Genomic DNA, 18108 nt, shown 5'->3' with positions numbered 1-18108 from the left:
CGCGGCCCGCGCGGGTGTTCCTGCGCGGGCCATTGCGTTTGTGCCGGCCATGGACGCGATGCTTCAGCTTCGTGTGTCCTCTGATTTGTATGTCCCTGATTGCAGCCTCAACCCAGGCCACGAAAGGACAGTAACTACAGCGCAATCTCAGGACATAAGAACCCCAGCGATGGCTTGAAGCCGTCTAATGCGGTATGAAACTGAAATCTTCCTTTCATCGTGAAGACGCAGATGAGCATACGCCGGAGATATCGCATTCGCGGCGCAGCTTTTTGACAGCGACAGGCGCGGCGATCGCCGCCGCGGTTGCCGTACCGATTGCCGCTGCGCAGGAACAGACTCACGTGCCGCGATCGCCCGACCATCATTTTCCCAACGAGCAGCAGCCGGGTCCGAGCAACACAGTCCAGGACAAGCTGGAGCCGGATTCCGTGTGGGCGCCGGAGACGGACGGCGGCACGGTGCCGCCCTTCAAGTACTCATTCGACCTTGCGCACAAGGAGATCGACAGTGGCGGCTGGACGCGGCAGGTCACCGTGCGTGAGCTGGCCGTGTCCAAGACCATGGCCGGCGTTGAAATGCGCCTGATCGCGGGCGGTGTGCGCGAGCTCCATTGGCACGTCTCCGCCGAGTGGGCGTTCATGATTTACGGCTCGGCGCGCATTACAGCCGTGGATCCGGAGGGGAAGGCTTTTGTGAATGATGTACATGAAGGCGACCTCTGGCTGTTTCCGGGCGGGCTTCCGCACTCGATCCAGGGGTTGGGGCCGGACGGGTGCAAATTTCTGCTGGTGTTCAACCAGGGCGATTTCGATGAGTTCTCTACGTTTCTGCTGAGCGATTGGTTCAAGCACACACCGAAGGAAGTGTTGGCGAAGAACTTCAACACGCCAGAAGCAACATTCGACAAGCTGCCAAAAGAAAAACTGTATATCTTCGCAACTGATGAGCCGCGTTCATTACAGGAAGAGCAGGAGCAGACGGCGCAGGGAACGGGAGCGATCCATGAGAAGTTCGTCTTCCGGCCCGGCGCGATGAAACCGACCAAAGTCACTGCGGGCGGTGAGGTGAAGATCATCGATAACAAGGTCTTCCCCGTCACAAACATCGCTGCGGCCCTCGTGCGGCTGAAGCCTGGCGGATTGCGCGAGTTGCACTGGCACCCGCTAGCGCCGGAGTGGCAGTACTACGTCTCAGGGAAGGGACGCATGACCATTTTTGAGGCTGGTGCGAAGGCGCGCACGATGGACTTCACTACGGGCGATGTGGGATATATCGACATCTCGCGGCCACACTATATCGAGAATACGGGAGATGAAGACCTGGTGTTTATCGAGCTGTTTCCGCTCGGTGAGTACCAGGACATCTCCGCCACGGAATGGCTCGCGCACACGCCACGGCGGCTGGTGAACGAGCACCTGAACACGGGTGAAGATTTTCTCCGCTCGCTACCGAAGAAGGAGACTGTTGTTGTTCCGCTCTAAAGTCTGGATCGTTTTGTTGGGTTTGCTGTGCGGGTCGTTGGTCGTACGGACGCAGAATTTGCAAGAGGTAAAGCTGAAGCCACCGCGAGGGGCCGTGGGCTTTGGATGGACGTACCTGTATGCGGACGTAGGCGCTGGAGAGCGTGTCCATCTCAACGGCTGGTATGTGCGTCCCAGTTGGAATCTGCGGCGGCACTTCAGCGTCTTTGCCGATTTTACAAACTACTATGGCGTTACGAAGAAAGGCTCGCTCAATTCGCACGGATTTACGGCGGGTCTGCAGAAGACCTTATTTGCGCGGGCCAGGGTCCGACCCGGCGTTTTTGCCGAGGCTGGGGATGTGAGGTCGTCGAACGCCGGAGTTACGAATCAGTTCGCGTTCAATGCCGGGTTTAACCTGACGATCCCGGTTAGGAGACACTTTGCACTTACGACTACACCCGCAGAGTGGGTGCTCCTTTATCCGAAAGGCGATCCGCGCAACGACTTCAATGCCAAAGCGGGTGTTTCGTTCAGCTTCTAAAGAATCCACTACAAGCTCGTACGCAACGGTACGCCAGCGGGCGGTTTGAGCCAGCGACGAAACCCGATTCGCCTGAGGTGATTGCTGCGTTTGAGAGAGTGAGTTGAATAAGAATCAGCCTCGTTCTTTTGAACGGATGTGGCACGACCCGTGTCTACGGTGACGATGCCTTTGGCATAGGAGATGCGGCTGAGTTGGAGAAGATCGAGGGATGACGTAATGCTCTAAGCTGAGTCTCAAGCCGGGATGAATCGTCATCCCGGCTTGAGGATTACCGATCCATATGTTCCAGTATCGGTCCGAGCAGATAAGCCACAAAGAAGCCTCCACTCCAAATAAGAGCGGAGCCCCAGAGAACGACCCGGCTTAGCTTGCTGACTTCACCGCACGTCGTCGGATCGTCCGCTGCACAGGCGTCACCACGCTGAAGGCGTGGCGCTACGACATAGGTCATGACAAAGCTCACCGCGATCAGCGTTCCTGCAATGCTGAAGCTCCATATCTTGTGACGGGACAAGCTCACAAGCCACGGCGCGGCAGACAGCAAGGAAGCGACCGCTGTGCCCATTCCGAGCAGCACCAGAACGGATGGCAGAGCACAACAGATGAGTGTGCTGAACGAACTGAACAGAGAGAAATAGTTAAGCAGGGCCGCTCGTCTGGCGCTTTCCTCTGGAGCGAGAGGAACAGGTGTTGAGTTCATCGGGCCTCCGTAATCGTCTTGTACCGTAGCGTGCCGGAGACTGTCCCTTTAGGGGCTTGCGGAAGTACTCCACTGACGGTCACGGTTTTACCGAGGAGTGTGGCCATATCCAGATTGGCAGCCATTGGAGACAGAGCAAAGCGGTCCTGAGTGCCAGAGATTTCCAAAACCGGGGCGCTCGCCGTACCTGCCAGTTTTCCCCTGACGATGATCTCCGCGTCTTTGTGGGTGAATCCATTCTTCTCTACTGCCTGGTTGAACTGCTTCATCGAGGCGTTGTTACCTGGGGTTAGCTTGATGGCGACGAGGCCGGTGTTAAGGTCAACATCGACCTCGTTTACGCCCTGAATTCCTTTCATCGAAACGTGAATCGCATGGGCGCAAGGGGCACAGTCCATCCCGAAGACCGTAAGGTTGACCTGCTCATACTCCGCATGAGCGGAGAAGGGGAGCAAAGCGAAGAACACTACTGCATTCATTTTTTTCATGGTGCTTCCTTTCAATGGGAGCTGGTGTGTGAGGAGTATTTGAGATAGCTGAAGTTGATGGCGAAGCGAAGATGCTCCCGTCCGTAGATCGAGTCCGAAGCGTCGCGGAAGACAGGTGCCTGCATGCCACCAGAGATAGAGACGTTTTTGAAGATCGCGAGAACGGAGGGTCCGAGCCAGACGGTTGTCGTGCTGCTGTCCGGCAGAATCGCGCCACTCTTCAGAACGTTCCCGGTGTGCTCTCCGGTCAGCTCTGCAAAGCCTCGATAGTCCCACTGGTTGTATCCACGACGAAGTTTCGCTGGACGATATCCATAGACTCCACTCCACGAGAGGGTATCGGGGCGGCGATCTTCCGATGCTTCTGCAAACCTCGTATAGCCGCCACCGACCCAGAGGTACTGGCTTCTTGAAGCGAGGCCAGTCGCCAAACTTCCGGCGACTCCGGGAGCGCGATGGAGGCTGGCGAGTACACCAGAGTCCTGCTGCGGACCAGGAACGACAACGCCAAGCGACGCGGTCGATTCAATTCGTTTTCCGACGCTGGTGACGGAGTGGAAAAAACGCCACGAGGTGCTGGCGGACCATTCGCTCCCGGACACAATGCGGTTCTCGGGCAGTGATCCGCTACCAAAGGTCGCCGGCAGAAAGGCGTTGACCGTCACGTGCGGCGTGAGGCCGTATCCGAAGCTCGAACCGGTCGAAAGCTGTATTCCGTGGGAGCCGCTTCGACCAAAGATGCCGGTATCGAAGCTAAGTTCCCGCTGCGAGTTTACGGGGGTTGCATAACTGAAGACAGGGCCGTGATCAGCGGCCAGAGCGATGCCGGGCAGTGCGAATGCACAGGCCAGGGCCATAAGGGATTTCATCGATGCTCCTTTGTTTGAACCAAATGAGGCACAGGCACACGCCAGGTGTGCAGGTCATCGGATCAAGGAGCGAATCAGATTCGAAGGACAGTTATTCTCGCGATGACCAAGCCCGGCGGCGAGTGCGCATCGGCTATCCCAAGAACGGAGAGCGGGACATTCCGGACTTCGGAGACAAACGGCTCAAGCCACGCGACTACCGCAAGATGAAGGTCGATCATCGGAGCAGAGACTGCAAGTTGAGGATGCTCGTCAGTCAGAACCTGGGCCCGGCAGCAACGCATCTCTTCCATGCCGTCGCATCTGCCAGGCATCGCACGGCAGCAGGCGCTTTCTTTCTGGCTCATCGTGCTATCTGTCATGCAGGCCAGTAGGGGCGCTGCGGTCGAGAGCAGGATGAAGATCGCGAAAATAGTGGCCAGACGACGCATGCTCCTCTCAGTATATGCCTCATCGTCACGGACAGATATTAGGCAGTATCCTGATTAAGCAGCCATGGCATATCCCACAAATAACCTTCGGATCAAATCCAGCAGAATTGTTCTTCCTCCCATTTTCCTTGAGGAGGAGATGTCTGTCACAGACAACGCTTCGCGCACTGTGTTTGAGGCGCGTCGCCAGATTGTAGACATCCTCGACGGAACGGACGATCGTCTGGTCGTCGTGGTCGGTCCCTGCTCGATCCACGATCCGGTTGCGGCCCGCGAGTATGCAGGGTTGTTGAAGGAAGCGATCGCGGAGCTTTCCGACGAACTCATGATCGTGATGCGGGTTTACTTTGAAAAACCGCGCACCACGTTGGGATGGAAGGGACTGATCAACGATCCTTACTTCGACGAGTCCTTCCGCATCAGCGACGGTCTGCGCATTGCGCGTCGTCTGTTGCTGGATCTGGCGGAGATGGGAGTTCCTGCGGGCACGGAGTTCCTCGACATGATTTCGCCGCAGTATGTCTCCGATCTTGTGAGCTGGGGAGCCATTGGCGCACGCACGACCGAAAGCCAGGTACATCGCCAGCTTGCCTCCGGGCTTTCGTGCCCGGTGGGCTTCAAGAATGGCACGTCCGGCAATGTACAGATTGCGGTTGACGCAATCCTCTCCGCGAATCATCCGCATACTTTTCTAGGCACTTCTGAGACCGGGCAGGCCGCGATCCTTCTGACCTCCGGCAATCCGGATTGCCATGTGATTTTGCGCGGTGGGCGGCAGACCACGAACTACGATGCGGTCTCGGTCGCTTCGACTGCGGAACAGATGCAAAAGGCAGGCGCACCACCGCGCATCATGATCGACTGCAGCCATGCGAACAGCGGCAAGGACTATCGCAAGCAGGGAGCCGTGTGCCGCGACGTGGCCGAACAGATTACTGCAAGTGCAGAACATCACATCATGGGTGTGATGATCGAGAGCAATCTTGTTGCCGGATCGCAGTCTCTTGTTCACGGAAGGGCATTAGTCTACGGACAGAGCATCACTGATGCGTGCATCGACTGGGCCGAGACACATACGCTGCTGCGGGAACTCGCCGGAGCTGTCAAGACGCGACGAGCGAATCTGCGTACTGTGCAGGTGTAGGCTGCGCAGTACGGGGAGTTACAGAATGCGACGGCGTAGCGCACCCGCTACACCGAGCAGACCTGTACAGAGTAAAGCGAAACCAGACGGCTCAGGCGTAACGGCTACCTGAGCTTCGGTAAGCGTCCCTTGATTGAGATACGTTTTTTCGCCTCCGTTCAGGAGGAAGCCTTCGTAGCTCTGGTTTCCGGGGCTGCAGTTAATGACATCCATGCCGCACACATCTCCCCCCGTGTAACCAACCAATGTACCCGTGAGCCCAATGTAGAGGTTCAGGTCTAATTCTTCTGTTCCGTTCGAGAATTTTGCTACATATGCAAGCGGCGATCTCTTCGGATCATCGGGAATGGCCGAGTTCGGATCTGCAAGCTGATCCACAGGTGCACCGGAGAAGGTATAGACCACGCCGTCGAGGGTGGCCGTGAGTGATGCATCCGTGATGACGCCTTTTGAGGTATCGATCGTTTCTGTTCCTGTGAGCGATCCGGTGCCACAGCTAACGCAGCCTGGCTCATACCGAAAGAAGTCCGCATTGACGTTGAACGTGTCCGCGTACGCAGCCGGGCCTGCTAGAAGTATGAAGATCGCGGCGGCAAGATGAGATCGACGCATAAGTTCTCCTGGGTTCTGGATTAGTGCTCGAAAGTTATCATTTCCCCGAAGGAGTTAGGCCGACCAAAGGCCACAGGCGAGAGGCTTGGCGAACAATGACGCTTACTCGAACTGTCTGCATCGCGGTGCATTTTGATCGTTTTCCAAAGTTTGGAAGCAAGAAACGGAGTGCGGTTCGATGAACCGTGAACGATTCTTAGGGCATGCATATCTCTGTTGAACCTTCCATTCTCTACTTCGGCACTCCGGTCGTTCTTTTAAGCACGTTGAATGAAGACGGTTCCGCAAATCTGGCTCCCATGTCCTCCGTCTGGTGGCTGGGTTGGAACTGCATGCTTGGTCTTGGTGCGAAGGGTCACACCGCGCAGAATCTGCTTCGCGAGAAGGAAGCCGTGCTGAACCTGCCCTCCGTCACGATGGCCGGGAAGGTCAATCAACTTGCAAAGCTGACTGGTTCCGATCCAGTCCCGCCACACAAAGTAGCGATGGGGTATCGGCATGAGAAGGAGAAGTTCGCGACGGCTGGTTTGACCGCGATCCCGTCGGAGCTGGTCACGCCTCCCCGTGTGCAGGAGTGTCCGGTGCAGTTGGAGGTCGTACTGGAGGCGACTCATTCTTTCGGCACGCGCCCGGACAAGGCGGCTACCGCGCTTGCCTTTGAGATGAGAGTGGTTCGAGCGTATGCCGAACCGGGCATCCTGGTTCCGGGAATTGAGAACCATATCGATCCGGATAAATGGAGACCTTTGATGATGAGCTTTTGTCAGTTCTATGGGCTAGGCGAGAAGGCGAGCTATTCCATCCTGGCCGAGATTCCGGAAGAGGCCTACCGGCCGGTGCCCCACATGGCGCGCTCATGAGATTCAAGGTCGCCGCATGGAACGGATGCATCAATGAGCAGTCGATTTTGAGAAGACGTTCAAGACGATGACGCCGGCGACGATGAGGGCCATACCCAGGATCGCTGCGCGATCCAGCGTCTGCTTGTAAAAGTAGGTTCCGACGATGCCGATAGCGATCGTGCCGACGCCCGACCAGATCGCATAGGCGATGCCGACGGGGATGAACTTCAGTGTTCGCGAGAGAAAAAAGAAGGCGGAAGCGTAACCCGCGACGACCGCGATGGAAGGAAGAAGTCGTGTGAAGCCGTTTGAAGCCTTGAGGGAAGAGGTTGCGATGACCTCACTGAGGATCGCGATGGAGAGCCAGAGGTACTTCATCGCCAGAGTATGACAGTTCGCTTACGACTTTCACAGCTTGTTTAAAACGGCTGATGCTGAGTTTCGTTCAGTGTGTCCCGAGATACATTGCGACCACGACCACCAGCAGAGCAGAGACGAGGGACGTCGTCCGCTCTTCACGAGTGACATAGCGAAAACCGGTTTTCTCTGTGGCGTGTTCGCTTCCGCTTTTTCTCTTCCAAAGACCGTAGTGCGCTGCGATGGTGAGGGGATGGAAGGCAATCAGAACATAAGCGCAAGCCAGTACGATCCGAGAGAGCCAGAGATAGGATTCGGTGGCGAGGGGCAGAACGATCAGGCAGCCGACCGTCGCGAAGAGGCTCATGATGTTGATCACGTCCGGTAGAGTGATCACGATCTGCCTGTCGGCATCCTTCGTATGGATCTCTCGGTTGACGCTCCAACCGAAGGCGAGGAGCTGTAACGCGATCAAGGGAGGGGCGAGTCGGTAGAGAGTCTCTGGTGTCATGGGGTTTAGACGATGGATATGAGGATTTATGGAGCACGGAAGACCAGACGTTTTAAAACGAAAGAGCGCGGCCCTCTCTAAACGACAAGGCCCCAACCCTTCGACGTGCAGGGATAGGGCTTCGGTCCATCGGATGACAGCCGCTACGAAGACGTGGGGATGCACCATGGATCTTTTCCGCAGAACGCAGCGTGCTAGGATTTCGACCTTATACCCTCAGGGGCACCCAAAGTTCCATCTGTTTGCCTGACGCTGTTGTTTTCTGCCGTTTTCATCGCATACGCTTAAAGCTGTGCGCTGGCGTCCACGTATCCGGGGGTGCTACTGGACGCGCCCTATGCCGGAGGTGTCGTGATGATCGAATCTTCTGATTTTCGGAGTATGAGAATACCGCTCAACCACGGGGCCGGCAACATGCCCGTACTCGGGTTTGGCACTCTGATTCCCGATGCTGCGGTAACGATAAGTGCGACCAGAGACGCGCTGGCCGCAGGCTTTCGACACTTCGATTGCGCGGAACGATACCGCAATGAGCGTGAGGTAGGCGAGGCATTGCAGGCAGGCCTTGCCGCTGGAGGGATTGCGCGGGAAGAGATCTTTGTGACCACAAAACTGTGGAACTCCAACCATCGACCCGAGCGCGTCGGACCGGCCTTCGAGGCGAGTCTGGACAGACTCGGGCTCAACTTCCTGGATCTCTATCTCATTCATACGCCGTTTGCATTTCAACCGGGGAACGAGCAGGACCCGCGGGACGAAAACGGCAACGTCCTATACGACCACGGCGTGACCTTGCTCGACACCTGGAGGGCGATGGAGAGTCTGGTGGACCATGGCAGATGCCGGGCCATCGGACTGTCTGACGTCGCCTTGAACGAGCTGTTACCCCTCTACGAAGCGGCGAGAATCAAACCGGCTGTAGTCCAGGTTGAAGCACATCCGTATCTTCCGGAGACGGAACTTCTGGAGTTCTGCAAAGAGAAGGGTGTTGTGTTTTTGGCTTTCGCGCCTTTGGGTCATGGGATGAGGCCGGGACCGATCGAAGACCCGGCGATCTTGAAAATTGCCGCGCGTGTTGGAAAGACGCCAGCACAGGTGCTGCTGGCGTGGGCGGCGCAACGCGGCACGGCGCTGCTGACCACACCCAAGAGCGCAGACCGGGCGAGAGAGAATTTCGACATCTCTGCCCTTCCGGAAGACGCACTGGAAGAGATTAGCCGCATTCAGACCAGACAGAGGCTGAATGCAGTAGTGACAACCGGTATCCCGGGTTTCATCCCACGAGGTCAATCAGCATGACAGATCAAGAGCAGCCGGAACAGTCCACGCAAGAGGAACAAATCCGTAAAGCCCTGGATGCGCATTGGCAAGCGTCGGCGGCCGGCGACGCAAACGCGGAACACGATATTTATGCGGACGATGCCATCTGTGACTATCCCCAGTCAGGCGAACGAATCTTCGGGCGAAGCAATCTGCAGGCCTTGCGGAGTCATCATCCCGGCAAGCCGTCGGGTTTCAACGTCAGGCGAATTCTCGGAAAAGGTGATCTCTGGATCACGGAGTACACCATCACCTACCAGGGGCGACCGGCCTACACGGTGAGCATTATGGAGTTCCACAAAGGTAAGGTCGTGCACGAGACACAGTATTTCGCGGATCCCTTCGAGGCGCCATCCTGGCGGAGGCAGTGGGTTCAACGGATCACGTAACGCCGCATTGCGGAGCCGCCTTCAGGCCAGGGAGTCTGTTGATTGGCGTCTGTACGATAGCTTAACGAAGTTGTTCTTATAAGCGACCACGTTCTTCAGTTGCCACTTCTGCTCCATACCGGAATCACCGAACAGGTGCAGGCCATCACCGAGGATGACCGGTGCGATCATCCATCGGATCTCATCCACCAGACCGAGCCGGAGAAAGCTCTGGCATAATATGGCTCCTCCTACCAGCCAGATATTTTTGTATCTGGGCGCGAGTATCTCACTTACCAATTTCTTGAGGTCGCCTGAGTAGAACTCCACGCTCTTCCTTGTGGACGGCAGCTTTCTATGGGTCACCACGATCGTTGGAGTATCGCCATAGGGCCAGCCGAGTTGCAGCGCGTGCTCATAGGTGCGAGCACCTAATACGTAGCAATCTATCGACTGGAGGACTTCAGCGCCGTCGTCAGTCACCCCTCTTTCGTAGACATCACCAGAACTGTCCATCCACGAGACACTGTTGTCCTTCTTGGCGATAAAGCCATCAAGACTCGAGACTACGTGCAGAGTTAACGTCGATTTCATTGCGCCGAACATGTTTTCTCCCGAAGCTGATGCGGGCGGTCTCATCGTTGTTCCGCGATCACATCCCAGATCGGGAACAATCTATCATCTCCCGCCTACCTATAGCGCACAGATTCTCGGTTAAATCCGGCGTTGTGCGAGTAAACTTCCGTCATTCTTTTCCCGTAGGGATTGAGGCGCGGTGTACACAGCGCCCACGAAAGGATTGCCGTGGATAGCCAGGAAGGGTCGAATATCTCACGCCGTCAGTTTGTTACTGCTGGAGGCCTCACAGCCGCCGCGGTTTGTCTTGCTCCGGGAAGCTTATTCGCTCAGACAGGCGGCCTGGTTGAATCCGCGTTCAAGGAGGCCGCTACAGCGAAAGTCACTGTGCAAACCCTTCGCCGTAATGTCAGCGTTCTTCTGGGTGCGGGTGGGAATATTGCTGTTCTTACCGGCCCTGACGGGAAGCTGCTTGTCGATGCGGCGATCGTCACTGCGCGTCCGAATGTTTCCAGCGCTCTTGCGAGCATCAACGCGCAGCCGATCAAGCAATTGGTCAACACCCACTGGCACTTCGACCACACCGGTGGCAACGAGTGGCTGCATGCCGCCGGAGCAAGCATCCTGGCACAAGAGAACACACGCAAGCATCTCTCCAGAGACACGCGCGTCGGAGGCAACTGGCAGTACACTTTTCCGCCCGCGCCAGCAGGTGCGCTTCCCTCAACCGTCTTCCAGGAGGAGCACACACTTCACTGCAACAACTCCACTCTGGAGCTTAAGCACTACCTGCCTGCTCACACGGACTCCGACATCTCCGTGCACTTTACGGAAGCGGACATTCTTCATACCGGAGACACTTTCTGGAACCGCGATTACCCCTTCATCGACTACTCGACCGGGGGCAGCATCGACGGGCAGATACGCGCGGCAGAAGCAAACATCGCAAAGGTGACGGACAAGACGATCGTCATTCCTGGGCACGGGGCCGTGGGCGGCAAAGCCGACCTGATTCTTTTCCGGGATGTGTTGGTAGAAATTCGGGACAAAGTGGCGGCCTTCAAAAGACAGGGCAAGCCCCTATCCGAAGTGGTTGCAGCGAAGCCCGGTGCGCGCTATGACGCGGAATGGGGAAACCTCTTCCAGAACCCGAGTGACTTTGTCGCACTCGTATACCAGGGTGTCTAGGTTCCGGGCGCTGTAAGCAAGCAGCCCGCATCCATTAGGAGGACACATCGCCAGCCATCAGGTTCTGGTTGACTGGGGTCCACGTATAGCCGGTTCCTTCGTCATTCAAATCCAGAACCCAGACGAGGTAAAAGACGTTGGGAAAGGGATTGGGAATAGACGCATAGTTAGAGATGGGAAACTTCTTGTCGATGGCCTTCATGATGTTGGGCATGATGTTGTCGTGCTCCCAGCAAATGAGCACTACACCGCCGAGACCGAGCACGCTTTTGACCAGATCTGATTCTCCGCCGCCAATGGTGTAGGAGATGTTGAACTGTGGGCCGCCTTCCGTATAGTTCAGCCAGGCTGCCAGAGGTGTCACCGTCTCCGATGGACGCTGGGATTCGTTGGTGGGGCTCGCGGCATAGATGCAGTTCGGCGTAGCGATCTCTGCGTTAGAAGGCGCGGATTGATACGGAGCAAAGAAAGCGTTCAATGCACCAGCCCTTTGCCATCCGGGCACGATGAGCGACTTACCATTTCCGGGCTCTCCATTCTGCTGCACATCCAGCGGTTCGCCGCCATGCTTTGGCGGTTTTTCGGCGTGGCGGATGATCATGATTTTGCCTGGAGGAGTTAGCGTGGGCATGCGTTCTCCTTGGTACGCAGGGAGATTTGAGAGCAGGATTACTCTAACTCAGGAATCTGATGGCAGGATAGGTATTGTCGGAAAAATCGGTTCGAAGAGAGATTGCAACTGCGGCTGGAAACGACTTTGGAACGGGGCGCATGTGGTACGCTTTTGGGCACCGTGAATGCACCCAATTGGAGATTGCGATGCCCGACAAGCAGTCGACTCCTTTCGTCTATGAACCTATAAAGCGAGATGCCACCGAGCAAGATCTTCGGGATGCCCAATATAGCAACCTTGCCATGCTCACAAGGAAAGCGGAGGCAGAAGCGGCCAACGCGGAGTATCAGAACGAAGGACAGACGAAGCGCCGTAATTTCTACGAGAGGATATTAACGACAACGCAAGGCGCAGTTATTCTTGGTCTGGTAACACTGCTTTTCCAAATCATTCAATTCGGGTACACCGCAGCAGCAAGTCGCAATGCTACCCGCGAAAAAGCCTGGAGGGACGCAGTTGCCGCCCTATCGTTTTCCGGAGATGGTAAATCTGTTGGCGCGGCTCTCAATATGGAAACGTTTTTTGCGTCACCAGATCACTCTATCGATGCGAAAGCTCTTGCCGCTTCTGTACTTCCTTACATCCAGAACGAGAATGCGTTCGATGTCATCTTCTACCGACTGCTTGATTCCACATCTAAAAAAGATCAAAGTTTCGATGTCTATGCCGTTGTCCACACGATCTCTCAAGCATATCTGCGGGAAGCCCAACAAGATGGCGGACCCATTACAGAACCTTTGCCAAGCAGCAGTCGCATAGGTCCAAAGCCTTTATCAGTCACACTCCTTGAATCGGGCAAGAAACCCGATGATTCAATGGTGGTGAGGGCCACGCACAATGAGTACCTGATTGACACTTATACTCATGGCTTGAGCGACCTATGGAAAAAGCACATCCAGCCACTAGGGGCATCGAAAAACTACGCCGTCGATATGCGTAGCGTCATTCTGTTCTATGACGACAACGGTATGGTCGACTTTCGAGACGTTACTTTGCCAAGGGCCTATTTCTCGAATGCCTATATGTATTCTGTTGACTTTACGAATGCTGACCTGACAGACGCTCATCTCGAAAATACGAATCTCGGAAATGCAGATCTTACTCATGCAACAGTCAATGGAGCGCACGTCGAGGGTGCGAATCTTGAGCATGCGCGAGGAGATTCAAGTTCTTGGGCCTATGTGGAGTGGTGGCGAGCTTCTCGCATATCGCCATCACTCTGCGCGTGGCTGAGAAATGCCAATTCAAAGGCCCCTTCACTACCGCCAGGCTCCCCAAATCCGTGTACTCCTTAATACTCGAGTCACTATAAGGCCTTCAATCAGTGCGCGTTCGCTATCATGCTTTCCGCGCGCCCAGCACCGGAGCGCGAAACCAATAATTGAAGCGCGGAGAGCAATTTCATAGGGATGGCGGCAAAAGACGAAATGGACAGAAGTTATTCGTAAGTAGTCCTTTCTCGGCTGACAATCGCTAATGCAACATGCGAACGAACGGCGCGGGATCGACGCCGATCTCCAGGACTGCTCCGGGACAATCCGAGGAGGGTTCCGGGAGCCTGCCCATGGCGATGTCACCGAGCAGCGCATCGATATCGCGCGATAGCTCTACACGGAGAGTCGCGTTGTCGACTGCGGCTTCGACCAAGGTCGATTCGAAGTTCAACACATCTTCAAGCCCTGGGACCGGGACTGGATGCGTTTGCAGGTACCGTCGAAAGCTGAGGACCTCATCCGTTGGGAACGCCACCGGCGGTGTGTCCGCGACATACCGGTCCATCAGAGCGCGCAGCGCCGTCTCGCCCAGACCGAGCAGAAGCAAGCGCGTGGAGTGTTCGAGAAGCTCCGCAATGGCACCGGTGCGGAACGAGGCAGCCAGACAGGTGTACAGCGAGAAGCTCCGCTCATCCGAGGGTTGGAGATACGAACGGTCGATACCATCATGAGACTGGTCGTCCGTCGGCAACATGCGGGCGGCGATGAGCTTCTCCCATGACTCCGGCGATGGAGAGGAGGAACTCACCCACAGTGTTTGTGGGCTTGCCTTCGCTGCAGGGACGGTCCGGTTCTTCTCCCACAGTCGATGAAGCTTCTCCATCTCCCGCAGAAATCCTTTCTCTCCAAAGTTCGCAAGGCGATCCGGAGAGATCTCGAAGACGAGTGCTCCCAGGTTCGGGAGACTGGCAACGACCTCGGCGGCAATGGCGATCACATCCTCATCGATTCCCCCAGCATGCGCATCCAGCCAGTGACCGTGAGCGAACTCCAGTCCCGCGAGATGCACCTCCCAGATGCGTTCCGGAGGAAGGCTGCGCACAACGTCTCTGACTGTCGCGCGCCCGTTCCTCTCGTTTGCCATCAGGTTGGCCAGGTCGAGCAGGATGCCGCAGTCCGCAGCTTCGGCGACCGCCGTGAAAAACTCACCGTCCGGCATCTCGCAGTGGCGCGGCGCGAAGTAGTTCACACCTGTTTCAAAGGCGAAGGGCAGGCCCAACGCCGTTGTGCGGCGGACGATGTTCGTTGCGGCAAGCTGAACCTGCACCTCCGTTTGCAGCGGTGGCATCAGAAACCCGCAGGGCTGCGGACCGTGCGCACCACGGACGTGGAAGATGCTGAGATGTTCGCTGGTCCACGGCACTTGCAGCGCTTCATTCCACAGACGAAACTCGGGCGCCTGCCGCTCGTCGCAGTGCAAGCCGCCGATGGGACAGCCGACTCCATGCGTCAGCAGCCTCTGCGGCAACGCCGAGAGATGGCGCAGTTCTCCGGGGCTGCCGCGAGGCAATGAGCCCGCAGCACTGCTTTTGGTCCACAGGGTCTGCGGCTCAATCTCTGCGACCCGGATCAGATCGGGGTGCGATCGGAAGACCGCGTCGAGAGAACGCTGATACACCGCTCCCGGGCCCAGCCTGGGTGGCTGAAACGCCATGGAGAACTATCTGCCGATCTCTGAGATCTTCAGGCTACCCTTCTCCACCGTCAGCAGATGTTCCGCCGGGTCGACGACATTTTGAAAGTTAATATTGAAACCCGAGTAGCAGGTTGGATGCCCGACCTTTCCCAACACGGACGCCAAGACTTTCTGACAGCTTTCCAGGTTCAGTGATTCCGGTACACGTACGGTTACAGTCTTCATTGGAGACCTCCACGGAGGATGACTTTTACTGCGCGGAAATAATACTCCCGATAGCTTCTGTCGTTGCATACTCCGACGGGCTCAGAATCAAGAAAAATCGGACTTATTTCAGAAATTAGCCGGATCGAAAACCGATTTCACGTGGCAAAACTACTGAGGACATAAAAGACACGCCGCCCGGCAAGGCCATCCTCAATTCGACAGACATTGAAGCTTGCGGGTTGCGCACGCAGATTGCTTGCTTCTAAATGAGTGCTATTTTGCGCAATCCAATAATTTTTGGAATAATTAACTGCCCTGAAGTGTTCCATAACAATGGAAAGAGTTTCAGCGGCAAGTCCCCCGCATGCAGGGGACCAGATATCTCATAGCCTTAAAAATCGACATCTCCAGCTGATGGCGCTTGGAGGCGCAATCGGTGCGGGGTTCTTTTTGGGTTCGGGAGCTGCCATCGGGCAGACTGGACCAGCGCTTTTGATTGCTTATCTCATCGCTGGCGGAATGATTTATCTCGTCATGCGCGCTCTCGGTGAGTTGACGCTTGCCCATCCTTCCCCTGGATCCTTTGCCGCCTACACCGTCCGCTTCATTGGTCCCCTTGCCGGTTTTATGACCGGCTGGATGTACTGGCTGGCCTTTCTGCTGGTAGGAATTGCGGAGATCACAGGCATCGGGCTTCTTCTGCACCGCTGGTATCCCGGCATTCCACAATGGCTTCCAGCACTCTGCGCCACAGTGATGCTCTACGCCATCAACATGCGCACGGTGAAGTCTTTCGGTGAATCAGAGTACTGGCTGTCCATGATCAAGGTCGTCACCATCGTCGCCATACTTTTGTCTGGCTTGGCGATTCTGGTCTTCAAGATCGGCGATGTCGGTGCACAGGCCCATGTCGCCAATCTCTGGCAACATGGAGGCATTCTTCCCAAGGGCTTCTCAGGACTGCTTGCCGCATTGCCGGTCGTCATCTTCTCGTTCGGTGGAACGGAAGTGATCGGGCTTGCAGCGGCTGAGACTGACAGGCCCGAGTACACTCTGCCGCGGGCGATCAACGGCGTCTTCTTTCGAATCATGCTGTTTTATGTCGGCTCTCTCGCCATAGTCATGATCTTGCATCCATGGAACAGTCTCGATCCGAAAGAGAGCCCTTTTGTATCCGTGCTGAAGCAGACGGGCTTCGTCTGGGCCGCAGGGACTGTGACCTTCGTAGCGATCAGTGCATTCTTCTCGTCGAGCAACACCATTCTGTATGGAAGCAGCCGACTTCTTCATGCAATGGCTTTATCAGGTGCCGCGCCGGCACGATTTCAGGCCTTGAATCGCCGGAAGATTCCGTACCTCTCCGTGACGCTCTCCGGCGCCGTTTTGATGTTGGGAGTTGTGTTGAATTACCTGATGCCTGACAAGATCTTTGGCTATCTTCTTTCGACCGTAGTCTGGATCGTGCTTTGGGTCTGGGCCTCGATCATGCTGTGCCATCTGAGCTATTGCAGAAGGCTTGCAAAAGGCTCGATCTCACGAGGAAGCTTCCGGCTGCCGGGGGCCCCATACACAAACTGGGCAATTCTTTTCTTAATTGCGCTGGTCGCGCTGCTGGTCGCAACCAATGGCCAAACAAGGGTCACCTTCATCATCATTCTGTTGTGGTCGGGCATCCTGGTTGCGGCCTACTACGCAAAGGGTTCCCGCCAGCCCACCATGGTTGAGAACGACTAGATGCTATCTACAAAGATCAGAAATCCACTCGACCTCACCGGGGATGACTTCGCCACATGGGCATTCTCCTGCAAAACAGAGGTCAAGGTATACAAATCACTTATTGAGGACGTTGTGTGACAACTCAAACATTCATGCAAGTAGAATTATCGCCTCAACTCTTTTCTCGCATTGCCACGAAGCAGGATCTGTCTTTGTTGGTCTCTTTTATCAACCAGGCTTTTAAGGATGAGAATCCATTTATCACCGAGAGCCGGACCAACATGGAAGAGATCGCACATTTCCTGGAAATCGGTCATTTTCTTTTGATCGAGGAGGAGGGAGAGACTTCAGGCGTGATCTATGCGGAGATCCGAAAAGAAGGAAGAGGCTACCTGGGTCTATTAGTGGTCAATCCCAAAAATCGCCGGAGCGGCATGGGAAAGCAACTGATTCACGCGGGCGAACAGTTTTGCAAGCAACACGGCTGCCGGTTGATTGAGGGCAGCGTGATGAATCTTCGGCCCGATCTGTTGGAACGCTATAAGCGTTATGGTTTCCGAGTCGTTGGCGAGATTGCGGGTGTTCATCGGGACCGAGTAGACAGAGACTACAGCCTCATCCTGATCGAAAAAGACCTGTAGCTTCGATTGACTGCGGATAGCACCGTACTCTCCTTTCGCGCCTGAACTCTCTGCAGTCGGAGGATTTATGCGATCTTCTTCGCTGCGCTCGCCCGGTTCGCCATGACGCGCGCGACATTTCCCTCGATATAGGAGGTCAGTGCCTGCATGCGTTCCGCCAGCTCCCTGCCAAAGGCCGTCAGGCTGTATTCGACCTTCGGCGGCTTCGTCGCGTGGACGGTACGCAGCACGAATCCGTCTTCTTCCAGCGCCCGCAACGTCTGCGCCAGCATCTTTTCACTGACGCCGCCAATCAGGTAGGCCAGTTCGCTGAAACGATAGCTGCTTTCCAGCAGGAGCACCAACACGAGCGATCCCCAGCGAGAAGTGACATCATCCAGGACGTTGCGCGTCGGACAATTGGAGGCAAACAGATTTCCCTTCCGGATACGGGTCGTCTTCGTACTCTTTGGCCACGGCATGGATATAGCTTACCTCCAGGTATGTACTTACGCAAAGTAAGCACAAGGACTACGCTTGTTTTATTCCGTCCAACCGACGGAAAA

The 18108-nt window shown here is 55.9% G+C and carries 22 protein-coding genes; 10 read left to right on the top strand and 12 right to left on the bottom strand.

Translation table 11 applies throughout. The features are described from left to right. Positions 1-194: 194 nt before the first annotated feature. Positions 195-1484, top strand: coding sequence for a cupin domain-containing protein (locus tag ACIPR4_RS00200; protein ID WP_013566614.1), 1290 nt, complete (start codon positions 195-197; stop codon positions 1482-1484). Continuing rightward, positions 1471-2007, top strand: a complete 537-nt coding sequence (locus ACIPR4_RS00195; protein ID WP_013566613.1) for a hypothetical protein — start codon at positions 1471-1473, stop codon at positions 2005-2007. The genes ACIPR4_RS00200 and ACIPR4_RS00195 overlap by 14 nt, the downstream gene beginning before the upstream one ends. A 271-nt stretch (positions 2008-2278) precedes the next feature. Here the strand turns inward: ACIPR4_RS00195 and ACIPR4_RS00190 are convergent, their stop codons facing one another. The 4 genes from ACIPR4_RS00190 to ACIPR4_RS00175 all read right to left on the bottom strand — a co-directional run bounded on the left by ACIPR4_RS00190 (position 2279) and on the right by ACIPR4_RS00175 (position 4498). Continuing rightward, on the bottom strand, positions 2279-2710 hold the full coding sequence (locus ACIPR4_RS00190) for a hypothetical protein (protein WP_013566612.1): 432 nt from the start codon (positions 2708-2710) through the stop codon (positions 2279-2281). After that, positions 2707-3198 (bottom strand): heavy-metal-associated domain-containing protein, encoded by a 492-nt coding sequence (locus tag ACIPR4_RS00185; RefSeq protein ID WP_013566611.1) that lies wholly within the window; start codon positions 3196-3198, stop codon positions 2707-2709. The genes ACIPR4_RS00190 and ACIPR4_RS00185 overlap by 4 nt, the downstream gene beginning before the upstream one ends. Before the next feature lie 11 nt (positions 3199-3209). Continuing rightward, positions 3210-4067, bottom strand: a complete 858-nt coding sequence (locus ACIPR4_RS00180; protein WP_013566610.1) for a hypothetical protein — start codon at positions 4065-4067, stop codon at positions 3210-3212. Between the two features lie 74 nt (positions 4068-4141). Beyond that, positions 4142-4498 carry a hypothetical protein gene (locus ACIPR4_RS00175; protein WP_013566609.1) on the bottom strand — a complete coding sequence of 119 codons (357 nt, stop codon included), beginning with the start codon at positions 4496-4498 and terminating at the stop codon, positions 4142-4144. Between the two features lie 64 nt (positions 4499-4562). Between ACIPR4_RS00175 and ACIPR4_RS00170 the strand changes: the two genes are divergently transcribed. After that, a complete protein-coding gene (locus ACIPR4_RS00170; protein WP_013566608.1) occupies positions 4563-5642 on the top strand; it encodes a 3-deoxy-7-phosphoheptulonate synthase in 1080 nt (359 codons plus the stop codon). Between the two features lie 18 nt (positions 5643-5660). Here the strand turns inward: ACIPR4_RS00170 and ACIPR4_RS23010 are convergent, their stop codons facing one another. Further along, positions 5661-6254 (bottom strand): PEP-CTERM sorting domain-containing protein, encoded by a 594-nt coding sequence (locus tag ACIPR4_RS23010; RefSeq protein ID WP_013566607.1) that lies wholly within the window; start codon positions 6252-6254, stop codon positions 5661-5663. Between the two features lie 203 nt (positions 6255-6457). Between ACIPR4_RS23010 and ACIPR4_RS00160 the strand changes: the two genes are divergently transcribed. Continuing rightward, complete coding sequence (locus ACIPR4_RS00160) at positions 6458-7114, top strand: flavin reductase family protein (protein WP_013566606.1); 657 nt, start codon at positions 6458-6460, stop codon at positions 7112-7114. A gap of 30 nt (positions 7115-7144) precedes the next feature. Here ACIPR4_RS00160 and ACIPR4_RS00155 read toward each other — a convergent pair whose 3' ends face one another. Both ACIPR4_RS00155 and ACIPR4_RS00150 read right to left on the bottom strand, forming a co-directional pair. Then, positions 7145-7474: a DMT family transporter gene (locus ACIPR4_RS00155; protein WP_013566605.1), complete on the bottom strand. Its 330-nt coding sequence runs from the start codon at positions 7472-7474 to the stop codon at positions 7145-7147. 67 nt (positions 7475-7541) lie between these two features. Further along, positions 7542-7964 (bottom strand): hypothetical protein, encoded by a 423-nt coding sequence (locus tag ACIPR4_RS00150; protein ID WP_041585839.1) that lies wholly within the window; start codon positions 7962-7964, stop codon positions 7542-7544. 381 nt (positions 7965-8345) lie between these two features. Here ACIPR4_RS00150 and ACIPR4_RS00145 point away from each other — a divergent pair, with 381 nt between their 5' ends. Together ACIPR4_RS00145 and ACIPR4_RS00140 are read left to right on the top strand one after the other, a co-directional pair. Beyond that, positions 8346-9263: an aldo/keto reductase gene (locus tag ACIPR4_RS00145; protein WP_245536407.1), complete on the top strand. Its 918-nt coding sequence runs from the start codon at positions 8346-8348 to the stop codon at positions 9261-9263. Beyond that, the gene (locus ACIPR4_RS00140; protein WP_013566602.1) at positions 9260-9673 is read left to right on the top strand and encodes a nuclear transport factor 2 family protein; all 414 of its coding nucleotides are present in this window, start codon (positions 9260-9262) and stop codon (positions 9671-9673) included. Before ACIPR4_RS00145 ends, ACIPR4_RS00140 begins: the two co-directional genes overlap by 4 nt. Positions 9674-9694: 21 nt before the next feature. On the opposite strand, the gene ACIPR4_RS00135 is transcribed toward ACIPR4_RS00140, so the two are convergent. Continuing rightward, entirely contained in the window at positions 9695-10258 is a 564-nt protein-coding gene (locus ACIPR4_RS00135; protein WP_013566601.1) for a dihydrofolate reductase family protein, read from the bottom strand. A gap of 198 nt (positions 10259-10456) precedes the next feature. Here ACIPR4_RS00135 and ACIPR4_RS00130 point away from each other — a divergent pair, with 198 nt between their 5' ends. Next, positions 10457-11416, top strand: coding sequence for an MBL fold metallo-hydrolase (locus ACIPR4_RS00130; protein ID WP_013566600.1), 960 nt, complete (start codon positions 10457-10459; stop codon positions 11414-11416). Positions 11417-11450: 34 nt separating this feature from the next. Here ACIPR4_RS00130 and ACIPR4_RS00125 read toward each other — a convergent pair whose 3' ends face one another. Continuing rightward, a complete protein-coding gene (locus ACIPR4_RS00125; protein WP_013566599.1) occupies positions 11451-12047 on the bottom strand; it encodes a hypothetical protein in 597 nt (198 codons plus the stop codon). Positions 12048-12235: 188 nt separating this feature from the next. Between ACIPR4_RS00125 and ACIPR4_RS00120 the strand changes: the two genes are divergently transcribed. After that, positions 12236-13384, top strand: a complete 1149-nt coding sequence (locus tag ACIPR4_RS00120; protein WP_187290222.1) for a pentapeptide repeat-containing protein — start codon at positions 12236-12238, stop codon at positions 13382-13384. Positions 13385-13562: 178 nt separating this feature from the next. On the opposite strand, the gene ACIPR4_RS00115 is transcribed toward ACIPR4_RS00120, so the two are convergent. Together ACIPR4_RS00115 and ACIPR4_RS00110 are read right to left on the bottom strand one after the other, a co-directional pair. After that, complete coding sequence (locus ACIPR4_RS00115; RefSeq protein WP_013566597.1) at positions 13563-15017, bottom strand: multinuclear nonheme iron-dependent oxidase; 1455 nt, start codon at positions 15015-15017, stop codon at positions 13563-13565. Positions 15018-15023: 6 nt separating this feature from the next. After that, positions 15024-15224, bottom strand: coding sequence for a hypothetical protein (locus tag ACIPR4_RS00110; RefSeq protein ID WP_013566596.1), 201 nt, complete (start codon positions 15222-15224; stop codon positions 15024-15026). Positions 15225-15539: 315 nt separating this feature from the next. Between ACIPR4_RS00110 and ACIPR4_RS00105 the strand changes: the two genes are divergently transcribed. Continuing rightward, entirely contained in the window at positions 15540-16940 is a 1401-nt protein-coding gene (locus ACIPR4_RS00105; protein ID WP_041585837.1) for an amino acid permease, read from the top strand. A gap of 116 nt (positions 16941-17056) precedes the next feature. After that, positions 17057-17563: a GNAT family N-acetyltransferase gene (locus ACIPR4_RS00100; RefSeq protein ID WP_013566594.1), complete on the top strand. Its 507-nt coding sequence runs from the start codon at positions 17057-17059 to the stop codon at positions 17561-17563. 65 nt (positions 17564-17628) lie between these two features. Here the strand turns inward: ACIPR4_RS00100 and ACIPR4_RS00095 are convergent, their stop codons facing one another. Further along, positions 17629-18024, bottom strand: coding sequence for a winged helix-turn-helix transcriptional regulator (locus ACIPR4_RS00095; RefSeq protein ID WP_013566593.1), 396 nt, complete (start codon positions 18022-18024; stop codon positions 17629-17631). Positions 18025-18108: the final 84 nt, after the last annotated feature.

The sequence above is a fragment of the Terriglobus saanensis SP1PR4 genome, from assembly GCF_000179915.2.
GTDB classification, from domain to species: Bacteria; Acidobacteriota; Terriglobia; order Terriglobales; family Acidobacteriaceae; genus Terriglobus; species Terriglobus saanensis.
Note: the sequence above shows the minus strand (reverse complement) of the source record. Positions and strands in the feature narration are given on the sequence as shown.